Annotated in this window: 13 protein-coding genes; 9 read left to right on the top strand and 4 right to left on the bottom strand. The window is 65.8% G+C overall.

Annotated elements, in window-relative coordinates; translation table 11 throughout:
• Positions 1-26: 26 nt before the first annotated feature.
• The 9 genes from D6C00_RS10475 to D6C00_RS10510 all read left to right on the top strand — a co-directional run bounded on the left by D6C00_RS10475 (position 27) and on the right by D6C00_RS10510 (position 12,397).
• A complete protein-coding gene (locus D6C00_RS10475; protein ID WP_158675389.1) occupies positions 27-1,199 on the top strand; it encodes an efflux RND transporter periplasmic adaptor subunit in 1,173 nt (390 codons plus the stop codon).
• A 9-nt stretch (positions 1,200-1,208) separates the two neighbouring features.
• On the top strand, positions 1,209-4,337 hold the full coding sequence (locus D6C00_RS10480) for an efflux RND transporter permease subunit (RefSeq protein WP_125181677.1): 3,129 nt from the start codon (positions 1,209-1,211) through the stop codon (positions 4,335-4,337).
• 204 nt (positions 4,338-4,541) lie between these two features.
• Positions 4,542-5,630, top strand: a complete 1,089-nt coding sequence (locus tag D6C00_RS10485) for an aminoglycoside phosphotransferase family protein (protein ID WP_241546849.1) — start codon at positions 4,542-4,544, stop codon at positions 5,628-5,630.
• A 220-nt stretch (positions 5,631-5,850) separates the two neighbouring features.
• Positions 5,851-6,534 (top strand): N-acetylmuramate alpha-1-phosphate uridylyltransferase MurU, encoded by a 684-nt coding sequence (gene murU, locus D6C00_RS10490; RefSeq protein WP_125181678.1) that lies wholly within the window; start codon positions 5,851-5,853, stop codon positions 6,532-6,534.
• Position 6,535: 1 nt separating this feature from the next.
• Entirely contained in the window at positions 6,536-7,003 is a 468-nt protein-coding gene (locus D6C00_RS16110; protein WP_241546850.1) for a hypothetical protein, read from the top strand.
• A gap of 102 nt (positions 7,004-7,105) precedes the next feature.
• Entirely contained in the window at positions 7,106-7,996 is an 891-nt protein-coding gene (locus tag D6C00_RS16115) for a hypothetical protein (protein ID WP_241546851.1), read from the top strand.
• 260 nt (positions 7,997-8,256) lie between these two features.
• The gene (locus D6C00_RS10500) at positions 8,257-9,279 is read left to right on the top strand and encodes a M14 family metallopeptidase (protein ID WP_125181679.1); all 1,023 of its coding nucleotides are present in this window, start codon (positions 8,257-8,259) and stop codon (positions 9,277-9,279) included.
• 283 nt (positions 9,280-9,562) lie between these two features.
• Positions 9,563-11,260: a sensor domain-containing diguanylate cyclase gene (locus D6C00_RS10505; RefSeq protein ID WP_125181680.1), complete on the top strand. Its 1,698-nt coding sequence runs from the start codon at positions 9,563-9,565 to the stop codon at positions 11,258-11,260.
• 63 nt (positions 11,261-11,323) lie between these two features.
• On the top strand, positions 11,324-12,397 hold the full coding sequence (locus D6C00_RS10510) for a glycosyltransferase (RefSeq protein ID WP_125181681.1): 1,074 nt from the start codon (positions 11,324-11,326) through the stop codon (positions 12,395-12,397).
• 6 nt (positions 12,398-12,403) lie between these two features.
• On the opposite strand, the gene D6C00_RS10515 is transcribed toward D6C00_RS10510, so the two are convergent.
• The 4 genes from D6C00_RS10515 to D6C00_RS10530 form a co-directional block, all read right to left on the bottom strand.
• Complete coding sequence (locus D6C00_RS10515; RefSeq protein WP_125181682.1) at positions 12,404-12,715, bottom strand: DUF3240 family protein; 312 nt, start codon at positions 12,713-12,715, stop codon at positions 12,404-12,406.
• Between the two features lie 256 nt (positions 12,716-12,971).
• Entirely contained in the window at positions 12,972-16,046 is a 3,075-nt protein-coding gene (locus D6C00_RS10520; RefSeq protein WP_125182440.1) for an efflux RND transporter permease subunit, read from the bottom strand.
• Entirely contained in the window at positions 16,046-17,152 is a 1,107-nt protein-coding gene (locus D6C00_RS10525) for an efflux RND transporter periplasmic adaptor subunit (protein WP_125181683.1), read from the bottom strand. Before D6C00_RS10525 ends, D6C00_RS10520 begins: the two co-directional genes overlap by 1 nt.
• A complete protein-coding gene (locus D6C00_RS10530) occupies positions 17,149-18,402 on the bottom strand; it encodes a TolC family protein (RefSeq protein WP_125181684.1) in 1,254 nt (417 codons plus the stop codon). The genes D6C00_RS10525 and D6C00_RS10530 overlap by 4 nt, the downstream gene beginning before the upstream one ends.
• Between the last annotated feature and the right edge of the window lie 20 nt (positions 18,403-18,422).

An 18,422-nucleotide genomic window follows, 5' to 3' on the forward strand; every position in this document is an offset into this window, starting at 1 on the left:
CTTTCGTGCCGCCCGGTTCCCGCTTCGTGACGAAATTCAAGTTCCCGTACAAGCCCCTGTCGCTGCTTGCCCTGGTCGCGGTCGCGGCCGCACTGGTGCTGACCCGGCCGGAGCCGCCGCCGGCCGCCGGTGAGCCACCGCCGCTGCGGGTACAGGTGGTCAGGGTCGATCAGGTCGACGTGGCGCCGGTGGAAACGGTCACCGGCCGGCTGCAGGCGGCGCGGCGCAGTCAGCTGCGGTTCGAAGTCGGCGGCCGGGTGGTGGCGCGCGAGGTGGAGCCGGGCATGCAGGTGGACGCCGGACAGGTCCTGCTGCGGCTGGATGACGGCGATTTCCGCACCGCCGTGGTCGAGGCCGAGGCGCAGTTGTCCCAGGAGCAGACCCAGCTGACCCGCGACCGGCGGCTGCTGGCGCTGGCGCGTGACAATGCGGCGCTGCAGCGCGCCGAAGTGCAGCGACTGGAGTCGCTGAGTTCGCGCTCCCTCGGCTCTGCCAGTCAGCTGGATGCGGCCCGGGGTCGTCTGCTGCAGCTCGAATCGGAACTGGCCCAGCTGCAGGCCGGCGTGGACAGCGCCGAGGCGCGCCTGGCGCTGCGCCGGGCCGCGCTGGAACGGGCCGAGCGCGATCTCGCGCGCAGCGTGCTGCAGGCGCCCTTCGCCGGGATGGTCAACGCGGTCATGCTGGAGCCCGGCGACTATGTCGCCCCCGGGGGGGAGGCGGCGGTGCTGATCGATCCCGCGCAGCTGGATTTCTATGTCGAGCTGCGCGGCGAGGTGGCCCGCGCCCTGGAGCGCGGCCAGACCGTGGTGGTCAGTGTTGACGGCCGGCCCCTGGAAGGCCGTATTCTGGCCCTGCAGGAGCAGCCGGACGAGACCACCTTCACCCATGCCGTGCGGGTGCGTCTGGACGGCGGCCAGGCAGCCCCCGGCCAGGTGGCCACGGCGGCGTTCCCCCTGCGCCGGCGCGAAGCCGCCCTGCTCATCCCTGTGACCGCGGTCCTGCGTGACGAGGGCCGCAGCTACGTGTTCCGGGTCCGCGACGGACGACTGGAGCGGATCCGGGTCGAGCTGGGGCTGCGCCTGGAGGCGCGCTATATCGTCACCGCCGGACTGGCGGCGGGCCAGCTCATCGTGGCCCGCGACGTGGCTGCGCTGAGCGACGGCCAGTCGGTCGAGATCATCGGCGCCACCGACCGGTAATCGCCGCCCATGATCCGTTACGCCATCGATCATCCTCTGATCATCAACCTGCTGCTGGCCGTGTTGGTGATCATCGGGGTGACCTCCTGGCTGGCCATGCCCCAGGAGATGTTCCCGGTGGTGGAAAAGGACATGGTGCGCATCGACACCATCTTCGAGGGTGCCTCGCCGGAGGAGGTCGAGCAGCAGGTGACCCTGCCCATCGAGGACGCCTTCGACGGCATGTCCGACATCGAGACCCTGACCTCGACCAGCAACGAGGGCATGTCGACCGTCACCATCGAGCTCAAGCCCACGGCCGACGTGGACCAGTTCATGCGCGATGCCCAGACCGCGCTGGACCAGATCGACGACCTGCCGGAAGAGGCCGAAGAGCCGGAACTGCGCCGCCTGGAGACGCGCTTCCCCGTCATCAGCATGAGCCTGTACGGCGAGGTGGCGCGCGGCTACCTCTACGACGCGGCCGAGGACGTCAAGCGGCGCATGCTCAACGTGCCGGGCGTGGCGGCGGTGGGCGTGGCCGGCGACCGCGAGTGGGAGCTGTGGATCGAGATCGACCCGCATGTGCTGGCCGCCTACCGGGTGGCGGTCACCGACGTGGTGCGGGCGGTGCGCGAGAACCTGCGCGATCTGCCGGGCGGCTCGATCGAGGCCGCCGAGGGCGACATCCTGCTGCGCGGCAAGGGCGCCCGGCCGACGCCGGACGAGGTGGCGCAGATCGTGGTGCGCTCGCGCACCGGCGGTGGCCAGCTCACCCTGGGCATGCTGGCCGAGGTCGGACTGCGGCTGGAGGAGCCGTTGACACTGGGCCGCTTCAACGGCAAGCCCTCGGTCAACCTGACGGTGACCAAGACCGCCGACGCCTCCACCATCGATGTCTCCGAACGCATCCGTGCCCTGGCCGCGCAGCTCGACCGCGAACTGCCGCCCAGCATCCGCACCGGCCTGTTCAGCGATCTCTCGGTGTATGTGAAGAACCGCCTGGACACGGTCAAATCCTCCGGCGCCGTGGGTCTGGTGCTGCTGTTGCTGTCGCTGTACCTGTTGCTCAATTTCCGCATCGCGCTCATCACGGCGCTGGGCATCCCGATCTCCTTCCTGGTGGCGGTGGCCGCCATCCACTACCTGGGCTTCACCATCAACATGGTGTCCCTGTTCGCCTTCCTGATCGCCCTGGGCCTGATCGTCGATGATGCCATCATCGTCAACGAGAACATCTATCGCCACATGGAGGAGGGCCGGCCCGCCCGGCAAGCGGCCGAGATGGGCGCGCGCGAGGTGTTCTGGCCGGTGATGGCCGCCACCGCCACCACCGTGGCCGCCTTCATTCCCATGTTCGCCATCGGCGGCACCATGGGCGCCTTCATCCAGGTCATCCCGGTGGTGGTCAGCGCCGCCCTGATCGGCTCGCTGTGGGAGGCCTTCGGCGTACTGCCCTCGCATGCCAATGAACTGCTCAGAGTCAGCCCCCCGGGCGGGCGGCGTCGCCGTGTCGACTGGCAGGCCTGGCTGCGACGTTATCTCGGGGTGCTGGACTGGAGCCTGCGCAACCGCTACTTCGTCACTCTGTTCGCTGTTCTGGTGCTGGTGGTGGCGCTCATTTATGCGCTGACGCGCCTGCCCTACGAACAGTTCGGCAATGTCGATATCGGCCAGTTCTTCGTCAACGCCGAGGCCCCCAACACCTATAGTCTGGAGGACTCCGAACGGCTGGCGCGCGACATGGAGCGGGTGGTGTTCGAGACCCTGGACGAGCATGAACTGGACACCCTGCTCACCAACGTCGGCGTGAGCCTGATCGATTTCAACCGCTCGAAAATGGGCAGTCATTACATCCAGCTCATCATTGACCTGAAAAAGCCCCGGCCGCGCGGTTTCATTGAACGTTTCGTCAATCCGGTGGTGAATCTCAGCTTCAGCTGGGAGGGTGAACGCGAGCGCCGGACCGAGGCCATCATCAACGACATCCGCCAGCGCCTGCAGCGTCTGCCGGGGCTGCAGCGCATGTCCATCCTGCGTCCGCAGGGCGGTCCGGCCGGCGCCGACATCGAGGTCGGGGTGGTGGGGCGCGACATCGACCGGCTGCGGGTCGAGGCCGAGCGTGTTATGGACTGGCTGCGCCGTCAGCCCGGCGTGTATGACGTGCAGCAGGACCTGGAGACCGGCAAGCTGGAATACCTGTACCGGCTGAACGCGCGCGGGCGCGAGCTGGGTATCGCCCAGGAGCAGCTGGCGCAGGCGGTGCGCACCGGCTACCTGGGCCAGGAAGTGGTGCAGGTCACCCACCGCGAGGAGCGTATCCCGGCGCGGGTCATCTATACCGAGGCTGTGCGTGAGCAGGCGCAGCTGGAGGCGCTGCCGGTGGTGCTGGCCGACGGCCGGCTGGTCTACCTGGGCGATGTCGCCAGCCTGGAGCTGGACCGCGGCCTGAGTACCATTCACCGCCGCGACGGCCAGCGCCTGGCCACCATCACCGCCGAGGTCGACAGCCGGATCAATACCTCGCTGGAGGTGGCAGACGGCCTGCGCGCGGCCTTCCCGGAACTGGACCGCGCCGACAGCGATTACCGGCTGCTGTTCCTGGGTGAGAAGAAGGAGGCGGCCGATTCCATGGCCGACGCCCGGCGGGCGTTGATCATCTCGCTGTTCATCATCTTTCTGATCCTGGCCGCCCTGTTCAATTCCATCCTGGACCCGCTGGTGGTGATGTTCGCGATCCCCTTTGGTCTGGTCGGGGTGGTGTTCGGGCACGCCCTGTTCGACTACAACCTGCAGTTCCTGTCAGTGATCGGCTTCCTGGCGCTGACCGGTATCGTGGTCAATGACTCGCTCATCCTGGTGGACTTCGCCAAGAAACGCCGCGCCGCCGGGCTGGACCGCATCCAGGCGCTGGTCGAGGCCGGCCGGGTGCGCATCCGGCCCATCCTGCTCACCAGTGTGACCACCTTCCTGGGTATCTCGCCGCTGATCTTCTTCGCCAGTGGCCAGACCGCCTTCCTCTCGCCCATGGCGGTGAGCCTGGGATTCGGGTTAATGTTTGCTACGGCGCTGATCCTGGTCGGCGTGCCCTGTTTCTATCTCATTGCCGATGACCTGCGCGCCAGGGTCAGGGGGCGGTGGCTGCCGGCGAAAGCTTGAATATCACCGTCATTGCGAGGCGCGATAGCGCCGTGGCAATCTCGTACTGCTGAATCAACCGGTTGGAGATTGCCGCGTCACTTCCCCCATAGAACCCCTGCGGGGTTCATCATGGGTACCTTACCCTGCGGGTCAAGGCATCCTCGCAATGACGGAATCCTCCGGGTTAAGTCAGTGTCGCTCAAACAAGAGTGCTTTATCTGAATGGACGAACGCCTCGAACAACTCAAACAATGGCTGGCCGACATCGGCCAGCCCTTCGACGCCATCGAGCCGGCCTCGGGCGATGCCAGCTTCCGCCGTTATTTCCGCCTGACCGACGGTGAGTCCACCCGCGTCGTCATGGACGCCCCGCCCGAGAAGGAGGACAGCGCGCCCTTTGTCGATATCGCCGCCCGGTTGCAGGAGGCCGGGGTCAGCGTGCCCGGGGTGCTGGCGCAGGATCTGGCCCAGGGCTTCGTGCTGCTGGCCGATCTGGGCCATACCCTGTATCTCGACGCCCTGGACGCGGACACCGTCGAGCGGCTGTACGGCGACGCCCTCGAGGCCCTGGTGGCCATGCAGGCCCGCGGTGATACCGCGGGGCTGCCGCCCTACGACGCCGAACTGCTGGAGCGGGAGATGCGCCTGTTCACGGACTGGCTGGTGCAGCGCCAGCTCGGCCTCGAACTGACCGCTGCCGAGCGCGACCTGCTGGAGACCGCCTTCGGCCGCCTGATCGGTACTGCGCTGGAACAGCCGCAGGTGTTCGTGCACCGGGACTACCACTCGCGCAACCTGATGCTGCAACCCACCCACAACCCGGGCATCATCGATTTCCAGGACGCCGTGCGCGGCCCGCTGACCTACGACCTGGTCTCGCTGCTGCGTGACTGCTACATCGCCTGGCCGCGCGAGCGCGTCAATGCCTGGGCGCTGGGCTATCGCGATCTCGCCATCCGCGCCGGCGTGCTGGCGGCTGACACGGCGGCCGAGCGGGACTTCCTGCGCTGGTTCGACTGGATGGGGGTGCAGCCACCCTCAAGGCTGCCGGCATCTTCGCCCGCCTCAACCTGCGCGACCGCAAACCGGGCTATCTGCAGGATATTCCCCGTACCCTGGGCTATATCGTCGAGGTGGCACCGGATTACGACGAGCTTCGGCCTCTGGGCGAGTTCATCCGCGAGCGGGTATTGCCGGGATTGGGTGGAATTTCAGCCGCGGATGAACACGGATGAACACGGATATATAAAAAGCTTTGAACCGCAAAGGCGCCAAAGGCGCGCAAAGGTTATAAACGGGATGAGCTCGTAGGCCGGGATAAGCGCAGTGTTCCCGGCAATTCAGTTTACGCCGGAAACGGGCCTCGTGGCCGTTATTCCGGTCTGCGCGACACAAACAGCAAATTCCATCATTTCTTCGCGCGCCTTATTCGCCTTTGCGGTTCAAGGCTTTTTCATGTCTGTGTCCACCCGTGGCTCGAATACCACCATGCCTTTGTCCTGCCCCCCCGTTTTGTGGTTAAGTTGACCCCATGAAAGCCATGATCCTGGCCGCCGGCCGCGGCGAGCGCATGCGGCCGTTGACCGACCACACCCCCAAGCCGTTGCTGCCGGTTGCCGGCAGGGCGCTGATCGACTATCACCTCGAGGCGCTGGCCCGGGCCGGGCTGCATGAGGTGGTGATCAATCATGCCCACCTGGGTACACAGATCGAGGCCGCAATCGGCAGCGGCAGCCGGCACGGGTTGCGCATCAGTTATTCACCGGAGCCCGAGGGGGCGCTGGAGACCGGCGGCGGGATCCTGCAGGCGCTGCCCAAGCTCGGGCCGGAGCCGTTCGTGGTCATCAACGGCGACATCTGGACCGACTACGACTATGCCCGGCTGCCGCAGACGCTCGAGGGGCTGGCGCACCTGGTACTGGTGGACAACCCGCCGCAGCACCCCGACGGCGACTTCCATCTCCACTCGGACGGCCGGGTGCATGAAGCCGGTGGCGAGCGTCTGACCTTCAGCGGCATCGGCGTCTATCATCTGGAACTGTTTACCGGTTGCGAGCCCGGCCGTTTCCCGCTGGCGCCGCTGCTGCGCCGGGCCATTGCCGCCGGACGGGTCAGTGGTGAACACTTCGCCGGCCGCTGGTTCGATATCGGCACCCCGCAACGGCTGCGCGAGCTGGATCGTGAGTTGACCGGAACGGCGGGGGAGCGGGACTGACATGGGCCAGGAGATTCAGCAGTACCACTTCACCGCGGCCGATTTCGACAGCTTCCGTACCCGCATGCAGGACGAGACCCGCCAGCTGGCGCAATGGTTCCGGGAGGGAGCCTTTTCCACCCGTGACCGGGTGATCGGGCTGGAGCTGGAGGCCTGGCTGATCGACCGCGAGGCGCGGCCGGTGCCCATCAATACCGAATACCTGAAGGCGTTGGACGACCCCATGGCCGTCCCCGAACTGGCCCGTTTCAATATCGAACTCAACGTCCATCCCCAGCCGCTGACCGGCACGCACTGTCGAACTGCCAAAACGAAGGCACGCCGAACCTTCTCCGGACCGGGATCACTGCTAAACCGGGTTGCTGACGACTTCGACGCCCTTCTGCTGATGACCGGCATCCTCCCACTCTTGAGGACCGGCAACCTGTTCGTGTGCAACATTTCGGAGATGAACTTACAGGTCTCTTAAACGAACAGGTTCTGCTACAGGCGCTAGGGTGCCCTTCCGCTGCGGTCTGGATATCCGCGGCCAGCGAGACCCTGGCAGCACCTAAGCACACCCGGACATGTCATGCTGGAATCGCCTCGACATCCTTCCAGCTGGCATCTGAAGGTCAATCTGTACCGTGCCGCGCGCTACTACAACCTGGCCCAGATGATGCTGTCCGCGCCGCTGGTGGCGGTGTCGGCCAACTCGCCCTACCTGTTCGGCCGCGACCTGTGGGACGAGACCCGCATCCCGGTGTTCGAACAGTCGGTGGAGGTCGGCGGCCGCGCCGGCGCGGCGCACGGGCCGGTGCGCCGGGTCAGCTTCGGGACCGGTTATGTGCACGACTCGCTGTTCGAGGCCTTTCAGGAGAACTGCGATCACTTTCCTGTGCTGCTGCCCATCGAATACGATGTGCCGCCGGGGGAACTGGCGCACCTGCGTCTGCACAATGGCACCATCTGGCGCTGGAACCGGCCGCTGATCGGCTTCGACGACGACGGCACCCCGCACCTGCGCATCGAGCACCGGGTGATCCCGGCCGGCCCGACCCTGGCCGACGGCATTGCCAATGCGGCCTTCTTCTATGGCCTGATCTTCGCCCTGGGTGAACGGGATGAAATCCTGGAATGGCGCCTGCCCTTCGCCACCGCCCGGGATAACTTCTACCATGCCGCCCGTTTCGGGCTGGAAGCGCAGGTCACCTGGTTCGATGAGAAAAAGGTGCGCATGCAGACCCTGCTGGCCGACAAGCTGCTGCCGCTGGCCCGGCGCGGCCTGGAGCAGTTGGGGCTGGACCGGGACGACATCGACCTCTATACGGGCATCATCAAGCAACGTCTGCGCAACGGCTGCAACGGCGCCGCCTGGCAGCGCGCCTGGGTGGCCCGCCACGGCCGCGACTGGCAGGGCCTGACCGAGGCCTGCCTGGAACGCCAGCGCAGCGACACGCCGGTGCATGAATGGGATATCTGAGGTTTCATGCCTGGTGGCTGAATAGCCGCGGCTGGGGGTTTTTCAAAAGCCATAAACCGCAAAGGCGAACAAGGCGCGCAAAGGGATTATGTCAGGATATAGCCTTGCAGGTCGGATCAGCCTGAAGGGCGTAATCCGACGGTCGGTGGTGTCGGGTTACGCTAGGCTAGCCCGACCTACATGATTTTGCGCGCCTTGTTCGCCTTTGCGGTTAGAGTAGTTTGTGGGTGTTTACGACCCCGGCGACTGAATGTGCAGCCATGCTGAAAATTACTACTGACATCCCCGACGGACTGCTCAGCGCAGAGGCCACTGAACTCGAGGCCCTGCTCGGCGCCCCGACCCTGCTGCACCTGCCGGGTCGGCAGGAAGCGCCGCTGTTCGTCTCGGTGCTGCTGCACGGCAACGAGGACACGGGCTTCTATGCCGTGCGTAAACTGCTGAACAAGTACCGGGAGCAGAAACTGCCGCGCGCACTGTCGGTCTTCTTTGCCAATGTCAGTGCCGCGGCGCAGGGACGCCGGCGGCTGGATGGCCAGCCCGACTACAATCGGATCTGGCCCGGCAGCGATCAGCCGGATGGTCCGGAGCAGGCCATGCTGGCCGAGGTGGTTCAGCGCATGGAGCGGCGCGGTATTTTCGCGGCCATCGACGTGCACAACAACACCGGCCTGAATCCGCACTACGCCTGTGTGAACCGCATCGATCACCGCTACTTTCACCTGGCGACCCTGTTCTCGCGCACCCTGGTCTATTTTACCCGGCCGCGCGGCGTGGCCTCGCTGGCGTTCGCGCCCCTGTGCCCTTCGGTCACGGTGGAATGCGGCCGGCCCGGCCAGGCCCATGGCGTCGATCATGCCATGGAATTCATCGAGGCGGCGCTGCATCTGTCGGAGATCCCGGTGCATCCGGTCGCCCCGCACGACATCGATCTGTTCCATACCGTGGTCACCGTTACGGTGCCGGAGGCGGTCGATTTCGGCTTCGGCCGTGCCGGTGCCACGCTGGATTTTCTGCCCGATATCGATCATCTGAATTTCCGCGAGCTGCCCGAAGGGACCGGGCTGGCGCGGGTCAACGGCGCCGGGGGCGAGCTGCTGGAGGCGCGCGATGAGCGCGGGCGCAATGTGTGGCGGGAGTATTTCTACGTCGAGGACGGCATACTCAGGCTGCGCCGGCCGGTGATGCCGTCCATGTTTACCCTGGACGAGCGCATCGTGCGCCAGGATTGCCTGTGCTACCTGATGGAGCGTTATGAGCTGATGCCGCCGGAGCAGGGCTAGGTCCGGGCGCTGCGGCTGTTCGCACGGCGGCGAGCCGGGATCGGATGCCGTCGCGCCCGGATCCGGACGGCGTACATTGACTGGCCATGAAAGGGCCGTTTATTCTACGCCGTCCCCTCGTCGCACGTTTCCGGCGCTCAGTGGCAGGATTGGAGCAGCCAGGCTGTGATCCGGGGTGTGCAACGATGATCCCCGGCATTACATGAGATAAATGGTGCTGCTTCGATCCGTTCATCCCCTTCGCTGCGACTCCCGGCAAGAAAGTGCCGCTCGACAGCTTCTCATGATCCTGCTTGCCGCGCTGGTTCTGCTTGCCTGTCCTGCAGCGGCATGGTCGTCGGTATCCGCGGAGCATGCCGTCGATATCGGCAATCTGACCACCATGAGGCTGCGCGCACCCGCGACCTTCTGGGTCAGCGGGCGCGCACACGAGGTGTCCGAACTGCCGCTGGAGCGTTTCCGGCCGCTGACCGAAAAGCAGGTCAATCGCGGCATTACAAAGGACGACCACTGGATCCGGGTCAGGCTGTCCAACACGGACAGGAACCAGCCGAAGCGCTGGGTGCTGCATCATGAGACCAGCTACCTGGATGAAATGAGCGTGTACTACGCCGATAACGGCGGGGCCATGAAACAGTTGGTGCTGAGCGACCGGAAACCCTTCTCCGAGCGGCCGCTGGACTACCGGACGCTGGCGTTCTCCCATGCCACCCCGGCGGATGGCTATACCGATGTGTTCCTGCGGCTGCGCTACGTGAAGGCCGACGCCATGACGCTGAACGTTTATCTCAGTCGCGCTGATCTGTTCTACAACCAGACGCGGCAGGAGTATCTGGTCTATGGCGGTTATTACGGCCTGATGACGTCATTGTTCATCATCGCCGTGATCTTCTCCCTCATCATGCGGCAGTCCGTTTACCTGTACTACGCCGCATTTCTGGCCTCCAGCATGCTTATGTGGGCGCTGCTCAACGGCCTGGCCTTTCAGTATCTCTGGCCGGATTCGGTGTTCTGGCACAACGAGGGTTTCCATATCGTGTACCTGGCGGTGGCCATCACCGCCTTGCAGTTCTCGCGGCTGTTCCTGCATACCGTCCGCTGCTGTCCGCGCATCGACAGACTGATCCGGGCGGCACAGTGGATCATGGTCGGCGGTATCCTGTTGCGTTTTGCCGGTTTCTACGCACCGGTGCTGTATCTTTCCTTTGCCTCCCTTGCCCTGCTGGTACTGCTGCCCCTGCTGGGTCTGGTCGCCTACCGGCACGGCATGCGCTACGCCCGCTGGTACGCCCTGGCCTGGGTATTCTATGGGCTGGGTCTGCTGGTCAGCGTATTCAGCGCCGGGAGTACGCTGTTCGACTGGGGGATGGCCCCCCTTGCGTACGCCCAGGGTTGCAGTGTGCTGGAGGCTGCGTTCCTGCTGGTTGCCCTGGGGGAAAGACTGATCGGCTGGGACCGGGATCGCCTGCAGGCTTTGGAGCTGGCCAGCCAGGATCCGCTGACCGGGCTCGGTAACCGGCGTGCGTTCAAGGAGGCCTTCGATCGCATGCAGGAGATCGCCAGAACCAACGCCCTGCCGGTCTTCCTCATCCTGATCGACCTGGACAACTTCAAGGAAATAAACGACCGTCATGGCCATGATGCCGGTGACCGGATTCTGACCCGGCTGGGCGGGATGCTGGTGCGCCTGTCACGTCCGCAGGATGTCTGTATCCGCTATGGAGGTGAGGAGTTCGCCATTCTGCTGCAGGCGCCTGGTGCCGAGCAGGCCTACCAGATGGCGGAGCGGATCCGCAGGGAATTTGCCGCCAATCCCACCGATTACGAAGGCAGCAGGATTCAGCACACCCTTACGGCCGGGATCGCCATGGCCGCCGCGAACGGCCACAGGCTCAAACCGGACGAGCTTGTCCGGCAGGCCGATGCCGCCCTGTACCGTGCCAAGAATGCCGGGCGCAATCGGACCTGTTTGCATGAATGAGGCCGACGGCGAATCAGGCGCCGTCCGGCACAGGGCTGTACTGGCGCGATCCGGGGCGAACGCATGCGTCTGCTGACCAGCATAACTTCGCACGGCTTCGGTCATGCCGCTCAGGCGCTCGTTGTCCTCAATGCCCTGATGACGCGCCGCCCTGACATCGAGTTGCATATCGCCACTACGGTGCCGAAGCCGTTCCTCGCAGGGCGCCTGGCACATCCCTTTACCTGTCATGTTCATTCCACCGACTTCGGCTTGAAGATGGCCTCCGCTCTCGACATTGACCGGGCGGCCAGCGCCGCGGCCTATGCCGCCCAGGCGCAGATGTGGGATTCCCTGGTCGAGGCCGAAATCGGTTTTCTCAGCGCGCTCAGCCCCGACCTGCTGCTGGCCGATATTCCCTACATCCCACTGGCCGCCGCGCACAAGCTGGGTATTCCCGCTGTCGGTCTGTGCTCACTCAACTGGGCCGGTATCTACCGGCACTATTTCCACGACCGGCCGGAAGCGGATGCGGTGCTGGAACGGCTGATCAGCGCCTACAGCAGTGCCAGGGTGTTCCTTACGCCCGAACCTTTCATGCCGATGCCGGAACTGGACAATACCCGCGCCATCGGACCGCTGGCCCGTACCGGCAGCAATCGCCGCGACGAGATCGATGCACAGCTTGGATTGAAGCCGGATGACAGGCTGGTGCTGATCGCGCTCGGCGGTGTACAGGGGCGGCTGCCCGTGGAACGCTGGCCGGTTATCCCTGGCGTGCACTGGCTGGTACAGACAGGTTGGAAGGTGGAACGACCGGGTTTCCACGCCATCGAATCGCTGGAGATGCCGTTCACCGACATTCTCGCCAGCAGCGACGCCCTGCTGGGCAAGATCGGCTACGGCACCGTCACCGAGTGCGCGGTGAACGCAACGCCCATGCTCTATATCCCGCGCGCCGACTGGCCGGAGGAGCCGTATCTCGCTGGCTGGATGGAAGGTCACGGTGCCATCGCGCGGGTGGATGTCGATCAGGCGGAAACGGGGGATCTCAGCCAGGCCCTGCAGGCGCTGCTGGCGCAGCCGCCGTCGTCACCGCCGGCGCTGACCGGGGCGGAGGAGGCGGTGCAGCGTTTGCTTGAGGTTTACGGGGGCTGAAACCGCTCAGGTCTCCAGGTTGCCGGACAGTACCAGCGGGGCGACCCAGTAATGGATATCGCTGCCGGTTAAGTCGCGGTGCAGACCCTGCAGCATGGCCTGTATCTGTTCGCCGCCGGCATGGACCTGGAACTGCACGCGCCGTTGCCGACCGCTCACCTGTTCGGCCAGGGACAGATGCCCGTGACATGAACTGTGACCGTTGACGTTCTGGCTGGTGAATCCAGCCCCTTCACCGTGCTCCAGCAGCCAGTCGATGATAGCCTCTTCCAGCGCCGGTGGGGCCGACAGGACCAGCAGTTGTTGTTCAGGGTTCATGCGTCTAGTACTCCTTCAATATGATATTGACGGGTTCAGAGCCTGCGAGCGGCGTCAGGGCAAGGCGCAGCTCGCAGGCAATGGTGTGTGACCCTTGTCAAGAGCTGCAATGCCGCAATGGCGCCGCTCGCAGGCTCCCTCCGGGCGAGGCGATAAGCGGCCATCTGCCGCGTTGCTAGCCCTTGATGTAGATGGCTACCCCGGCGGGCAAGCGCCTTGCACCTGGTCGCTTCTCGTCTCGCTGACCCCGTCAATATCATATTGAAGGAGTACTGGCTTCGCCGTAGCGTTGATAGAGAATGGGCAGCAGTACCAGGGTAAGCAGGGTGGAGGTGGCCAGGCCGCCGATCACCACGATGGCGAGCGGACGCTGGATCTCCGAGCCCGGGCCGCTGGCGAACAGCAGCGGCACCAGGCCGAAGGCGGCGATGGTCGCGGTCATCAGCACCGGCCGCAGCCGTCGCAGTGCGCCCTGGACCACCACCTCGGTCATGACCATGCCACGGGCGCGCAGCTGGTTGAAGTAGGTGAGCATCACCACGCCGTTCAGCACTGCGATGCCGAGCAGGGCGATGAAACCGACCGAGGCCGGCACTGACAGGTATTCCCCCGACAGCCACAGCGCGACCACGCCGCCGATCAGGGCGAATGGGACGTTGGACAGCACCAGCACGGCCTGGCGCACCGAGCCGAAGGTGGAGAACAGCAGCAGAAAGATCAGTCCCAGGGATACCGGCACCACCAGCCCCAGTCGGGCGGCGGCGCGCTGCTGGTTCTCGAACTGGCCGCCCCATTCGACGTAATATCCGGTGGGCAGATCCACCTGGTCGGTCACCGCCTGGCGGGCGGCAGTGACGAAGCCGACCAGGTCTCGGCCGCTGACATTGCTACGCACCACCACGAAGCGCTGGCCGCGTTCGCGGGCCACCGACACCACGCCCTCCACCCGTTCGATCGAGGCCAGCGAGGACAGCGGTACCAGCCGGCCGTCGGGCAGGGCGACCTGCTGTTCGGCAAACTGCGCCGGCGAGTCGCGCAGGCTTTCCGGTCCGCGTAGCAGCAGCGGCGTGCGCTGGATGCCCTCCTGCACGATCCCCAGGCGGCGGCCCTCGATCTGGGCGCGCAGCAGGGTCTCGAGGCGGTCAGCGTCCAGGCCCAGCCGGCCGGCGGCGACCCGGTCGATGACCAGGCGCAGGTACTGCATGCCGTCGTTGCGGCTGGTGAAGACATCCGAGCTGCCTTCGACCGTCTCCAGCACGGCGGCGATTTCCTCCGCCTTCCGGTTGAGCAGGTCGAGATCGCTGCCGTAGAGCTTGACCGCCACATCGCCGCGCACGCCGGTCAGCATCTCGGAGACGCGCATCTCGATCGGCTGGGTGAAGCCGTAGTTCACACCGGGAATGCGATCCAGGACAGTACGGATTTTGTCCTTCAGCGCGCCCTTGCCTGCGACCGTCCATTGCTCGCGCGGCTTGAGCACCAGGAAACTGTCGGTTTCGTTCAGGCCCATCGGGTCCATGCCGATCTCGTCGGAGCCGGCGCGGGCAACGATGCGCTCCACCTCCGGGACTTCCTTCAGGATCGCACGCTGCACACGGCGGTCGAGTTCGGCCGACTGTTCCAGGGTGATCGAGGGCAGCTTCTCCAGCTGCACAATCATGTCGCCCTCGTCCATGGTGGGCATGAAGGTCTTGCCGATCTGGGTATAGAGCGCGGCGGCACCCAAAAACAGCGCTACGGCGGTGATTATGACCGTTCTGCTGTGGCTCAATGCCCAGCCCAGCAATGGCTTGTACAACGACTGCAGCTTGCGTGGCAGCCAGGGTTCCTGGTGGCTGACCTGCTTCAGCAGGAAGGAGGCCAGCACCGGGATCACCGTCAGCGACAGCAGCAGCGAGCCGCCCAGAGCGAACACGATGGTCAGCGCCACCGGTGTGAACAGCTTGCCTTCCAGACCCTGCAGGGTCAGCAGCGGCAGAAACACGATGATGATGATGGCGATGCCGGAAGTCACCGGCACGGCCACCTCACGGGCGGCGCGGTAGATCAGGTGCAGCCGCGGCAGATTGCGCGCGCTTTTCTCGTCGGCCAGCTGGCTGACAATGTTCTCCACCACCACCACGGCGGCGTCGACCAGCATCCCGATGGCGATGGCCAGTCCGCCCAGGCTCATCAGGTTGGCCGACAGGTCGAACTGGCGCATCAGGATGAAGGTGATTAGCGCGGCCAGCGGCAGGACCAGTGCCACGGTGACGGCGGCGCGCAGGTTGCCGAGAAACAGCATCAGCAGCGCCAGCACCAGCACGATGGCCTCGACCAGCGCCTTGGATACGGTATGCACTGCGCGCTGCACCAGGTCGCCGCGGTCGTAGAAGACCTTCACCTCGACGCCCTGGGGCAGGGCGCTTTGAATGTCCGCGAGCTTGGCGCGTACGCCCGCGACCACCTCGCGGGCATTGGCGCCGCGCAGGCCGAGTACCAGGCCCTGGACGGCCTCGCTGTCGCCGTTCTGGGTCACCGCGCCGTAGCGGGTCACGGCCCCGATGCGGACCTCGGCGACATCGGCGATCTGCACCGGCATGCCGTCGACGCTCTTGACCACGATGTCGCGCACATCGTCCAGGGAACGGATGCGGCCCTCGGCGCGCACCAGCAGCGCCTCCTCGCCGGCATTCATGCGCCCGGCGCCGTCGTTGCGGTTGTTGGCCATGACGGCATCCGCGATGTCGCTGCCGGTCAGGCCGCGGGCGGCGAGCTTGTCCTGGTCGGGTACGATCTCGAAGCTGCGTACGAAACCGCCCAGCGCATTGACGTCAGCTACGCCCGGGACGGTGCGCAGGGCCGGGCGCAGGGTCCAGTCGAGCAGATTGCGGCGCTCCATCAGCGACAGGTCGCCGCCCTCGATGGTGAACATGAACATCTCACCCAGTGGCGTGGTCATAGGTGCGATGCCGCCGCTGACGCTCTCGGGCAGATCGCCCCAGATGGTGTTGAGGCGTTCGGCCACCTGTTGGCGGGCCCAGTAGATATCGGTTCCCTCTGCGAAATCCAGGGTGATGTCGGTCAGCGCGTACTTGGCCACCGAGCGCAGCATTACCTGGTCGGGGATGCCCAGTAATTCCACCTCGATTGGGGCGGTGATGCGGGCCTCGACCTCATCCGGGGTCATGCCGGGCGCCTTGATAATGATCTTCACCTGGGTCGGCGAGACATCGGGAAAGGCGTCGATAGGCAGGCCCTTGATTGCGATGTAGCCGCCGCCGGCAAGCAGCAGAACACCCAGCAGCATCAGCAGCCGCTGGGTCAGAGCGAACTGGATCAGACGCGCCATCATTCACCCCCTCCCATGCCGAGCCAGGCGGCCTTGAGCGCGGCGATACCCGATATGGCGACCATGCTGTCGGCACTGAGTTCGGGGGAGTGCAGCACGACCCGATCGTCGCGGTGCCCGATTACCTGTACCGGTGTGGCGATGAAACCGTCCTCGGTGCGCACAAAGACATGGTCCGTGTCGCCGTGCCGGAACACTGCAGCGGCGGGCAGATTCCAGCCGTTGTCCCGGCCGGCGACGGCGATGCGGACATTGACCAGCTGCCCGGGCCGCATCGCGGCGGCGTCAGCGTCGAGCCGGGCCCACAGGCTCAGCGTATTGGTCGCGGGATCGACCCGCTGGCCGATGGACAGCAGGGTGCCGCCCAGCCCGGGAGGCTCGGTGAGCTGGATCTTCATGCCGGGTTTGAGTTCGCTGGCCTGCTCGGCAGCCAGGCGGATTTCCAGCCACAGAGGATCGACAGCGGCGACCTGCGCCAGCCCTTCTCCTGCATCGACGGTCTGTCCGGCGGTGGTCATCAATTCGGTCACGATGCCGGTGACAGGTGCGTGCAGGGTCACGGTTGCACGGGGCCGATGTGTCTGCTGCAGCCGCGCGATGGCGTCCGCGTGTACCCCGGCCAGGCCGAGCAGCTGTTCCTGTTCGGCGAGGGTGGCACGGGCGGCCTGCAGCTTCACCCGTGTGTCCAGCAGGCGGCGCTCGGGAATGATGCCGGCCTCGAACAGGGCTTTGTCGCGATCGTGATCGGCCTGCGCCAGCCGGCGTTGATTGAGCGCGTCCAGGTACTCACGCTGCTGTTCCAGCAGGCCGGGGCTGTTCAACTCGATCAGCGCCTGGCCGGCGTCGACCTGCTGACCCTCGACCACCCGGATGGCGGCGATGCGGCCTGCGAACAGCGAAGTCACTGCGTGGTTCTGGTCCGGTGGGATGCGTACGCGAGCCGGCAGGGTGCGGCCACCGATCTGATCGGTCGCCGTCACCGTGGTTGTTTCGATGCCCAGGCTCTCGAGCTGTCCGGACGTGAGTTGGAGGTGATTGTCCATCGCCTTCAGTGAGGGACTGAAAAGCAACGCGGTGCACAGGAAAACGGAACTCAGGGACTTCATGGCATGACTCCGACAGTCTGGTTGTACAGCGCGACGGCGCGCTGTTGCTCGATGCGGATTTCGGCGACGGCCTGCTGCGCCTCGCGTGCCGAGGTGCGCAGCCTGAGCAGGTCGATCAGGTCCATCTCGTTGTGGACGAAGGCCAGTTCAGACATCTCGAGCTGGCGTTCGGCAATGTGGGACTGCTCCTCGGCCAGGGGCAGGGATTCGGCCAGCTGTTCGATGCGGTGGTCGATCTCATGCAGCCGGGTCTGCAGCTCCCGCTGCCGGCGGTCGCGTTCGGCCTGCAGATCGGCTACTTCCCGGGCAGCGCTGGCGGCGGCAGCATCGCGGTGCGCCGAGCCGCCGAAGGGGAGCTTGATGCCCACGGCGATGCTGTCGTTGTAGGGCTCGTTGCGGCCACCGCGGTCGCGCCGGCTGCCAGCGAACAGCGTCGGCCGGCCGGCCGCTTCCAGGCGGGCGGCGCGCGTCGCGTCCCGGGCACGGGTGATGCGGTCACGGTAGACCTCCAGCAGGGGGTGGCCGGCCGTGATGGCGGCCTGATCGGCACGCTGTTCCGTGAATGCCTGTGGATACCGGTCCAGGCCGGTGAGAATGCGGTAGCTGCGCTGGGCATGCATGAATTCGGTCTCGGCCTCGACCCGCCTGCGGCGCTGGATAAGCAGATCGTTGCGTGCCAGCAGCAGATCGGCCTGGGCCAGATCACCCTGCTCGACCCGTTTGGCGACCGCGGTTACGCGCTTTTCCGCATCGGCCAGCGTTGCCCGTGCCAGCTGCAGCCGGGTCCGGGCCAGAGTCAGGTCCCACAGGGCGGCGCGGATCTCGCCCGCCACCGTCAGGGCGAAGGCCTGCTGGCCGGCCTCGGCCTCGGCCCCGGTATGGCGGGCCAGATCACGGGCCGCGGTACGCTCCCCCGGCCGCCACAGCGGCAGCTCCAGCCCGGCTTCGATTTCGGTCGCGCCGCGATTGTCCGTGGGCCGGTCGGTGTAGGCAGTCACGGCAGCGGCGGGTGGGGCGGCCAGCAGGGCCTCCCCGCGCCGGGACAGGGCCTGGGCCTCCCGGGTCACGGACTGCGGCAGATCGCGATCGGGATGGCGGGATATGGCGGCCTCGATTACCTGCTGCAGGTGCAGGCCGGTATCCGGCGTAAGTGTGTCGGTATGCGCATCCGTCCGTTCGGCGGCCGCCAGGTTGAGCGGCAGGGCCAGGCAGAATGCGGCAGCCCATGCAGTCATGCGTGGGGCGGGCATAAATGTTCTCCAGTTCGGAT

It is taken from the genome of Thiohalobacter thiocyanaticus, from assembly GCF_003932505.1.
GTDB lineage: Bacteria > Pseudomonadota > Gammaproteobacteria > Thiohalobacterales > Thiohalobacteraceae > Thiohalobacter > Thiohalobacter thiocyanaticus.

What these genes read in the sequence shown, in the direction of transcription:
- D6C00_RS10480 (WP_125181677.1), top strand. Translation starts at nt 1,209, where the DNA reads ATGATCCGTTACGCCATCGATCATCCTCTGATCATCAACCTGCTGCTG.
- D6C00_RS10485 (WP_241546849.1), top strand. Translation starts at nt 4,542, where the DNA reads ATGGACGAACGCCTCGAACAACTCAAACAATGGCTGGCCGACATCGGC.
- murU (WP_125181678.1), top strand. Translation starts at nt 5,851, where the DNA reads ATGAAAGCCATGATCCTGGCCGCCGGCCGCGGCGAGCGCATGCGGCCG.
- D6C00_RS16110 (WP_241546850.1), top strand. Translation starts at nt 6,536, where the DNA reads ATGGGCCAGGAGATTCAGCAGTACCACTTCACCGCGGCCGATTTCGAC.
- D6C00_RS16115 (WP_241546851.1), top strand. Translation starts at nt 7,106, where the DNA reads ATGCTGGAATCGCCTCGACATCCTTCCAGCTGGCATCTGAAGGTCAAT.
- D6C00_RS10500 (WP_125181679.1), top strand. Translation starts at nt 8,257, where the DNA reads ATGCTGAAAATTACTACTGACATCCCCGACGGACTGCTCAGCGCAGAG.
- D6C00_RS10505 (WP_125181680.1), top strand. Translation starts at nt 9,563, where the DNA reads ATGATCCTGCTTGCCGCGCTGGTTCTGCTTGCCTGTCCTGCAGCGGCA.
- D6C00_RS10510 (WP_125181681.1), top strand. Translation starts at nt 11,324, where the DNA reads ATGCGTCTGCTGACCAGCATAACTTCGCACGGCTTCGGTCATGCCGCT.
- D6C00_RS10515 (WP_125181682.1), bottom strand. Translation starts at nt 12,715, where the DNA reads ATGAACCCTGAACAACAACTGCTGGTCCTGTCGGCCCCACCGGCGCTG.
- D6C00_RS10520 (WP_125182440.1), bottom strand. Translation starts at nt 16,046, where the DNA reads ATGGCGCGTCTGATCCAGTTCGCTCTGACCCAGCGGCTGCTGATGCTG.
- D6C00_RS10525 (WP_125181683.1), bottom strand. Translation starts at nt 17,152, where the DNA reads ATGAAGTCCCTGAGTTCCGTTTTCCTGTGCACCGCGTTGCTTTTCAGT.
- D6C00_RS10530 (WP_125181684.1), bottom strand. Translation starts at nt 18,402, where the DNA reads ATGCCCGCCCCACGCATGACTGCATGGGCTGCCGCATTCTGCCTGGCC.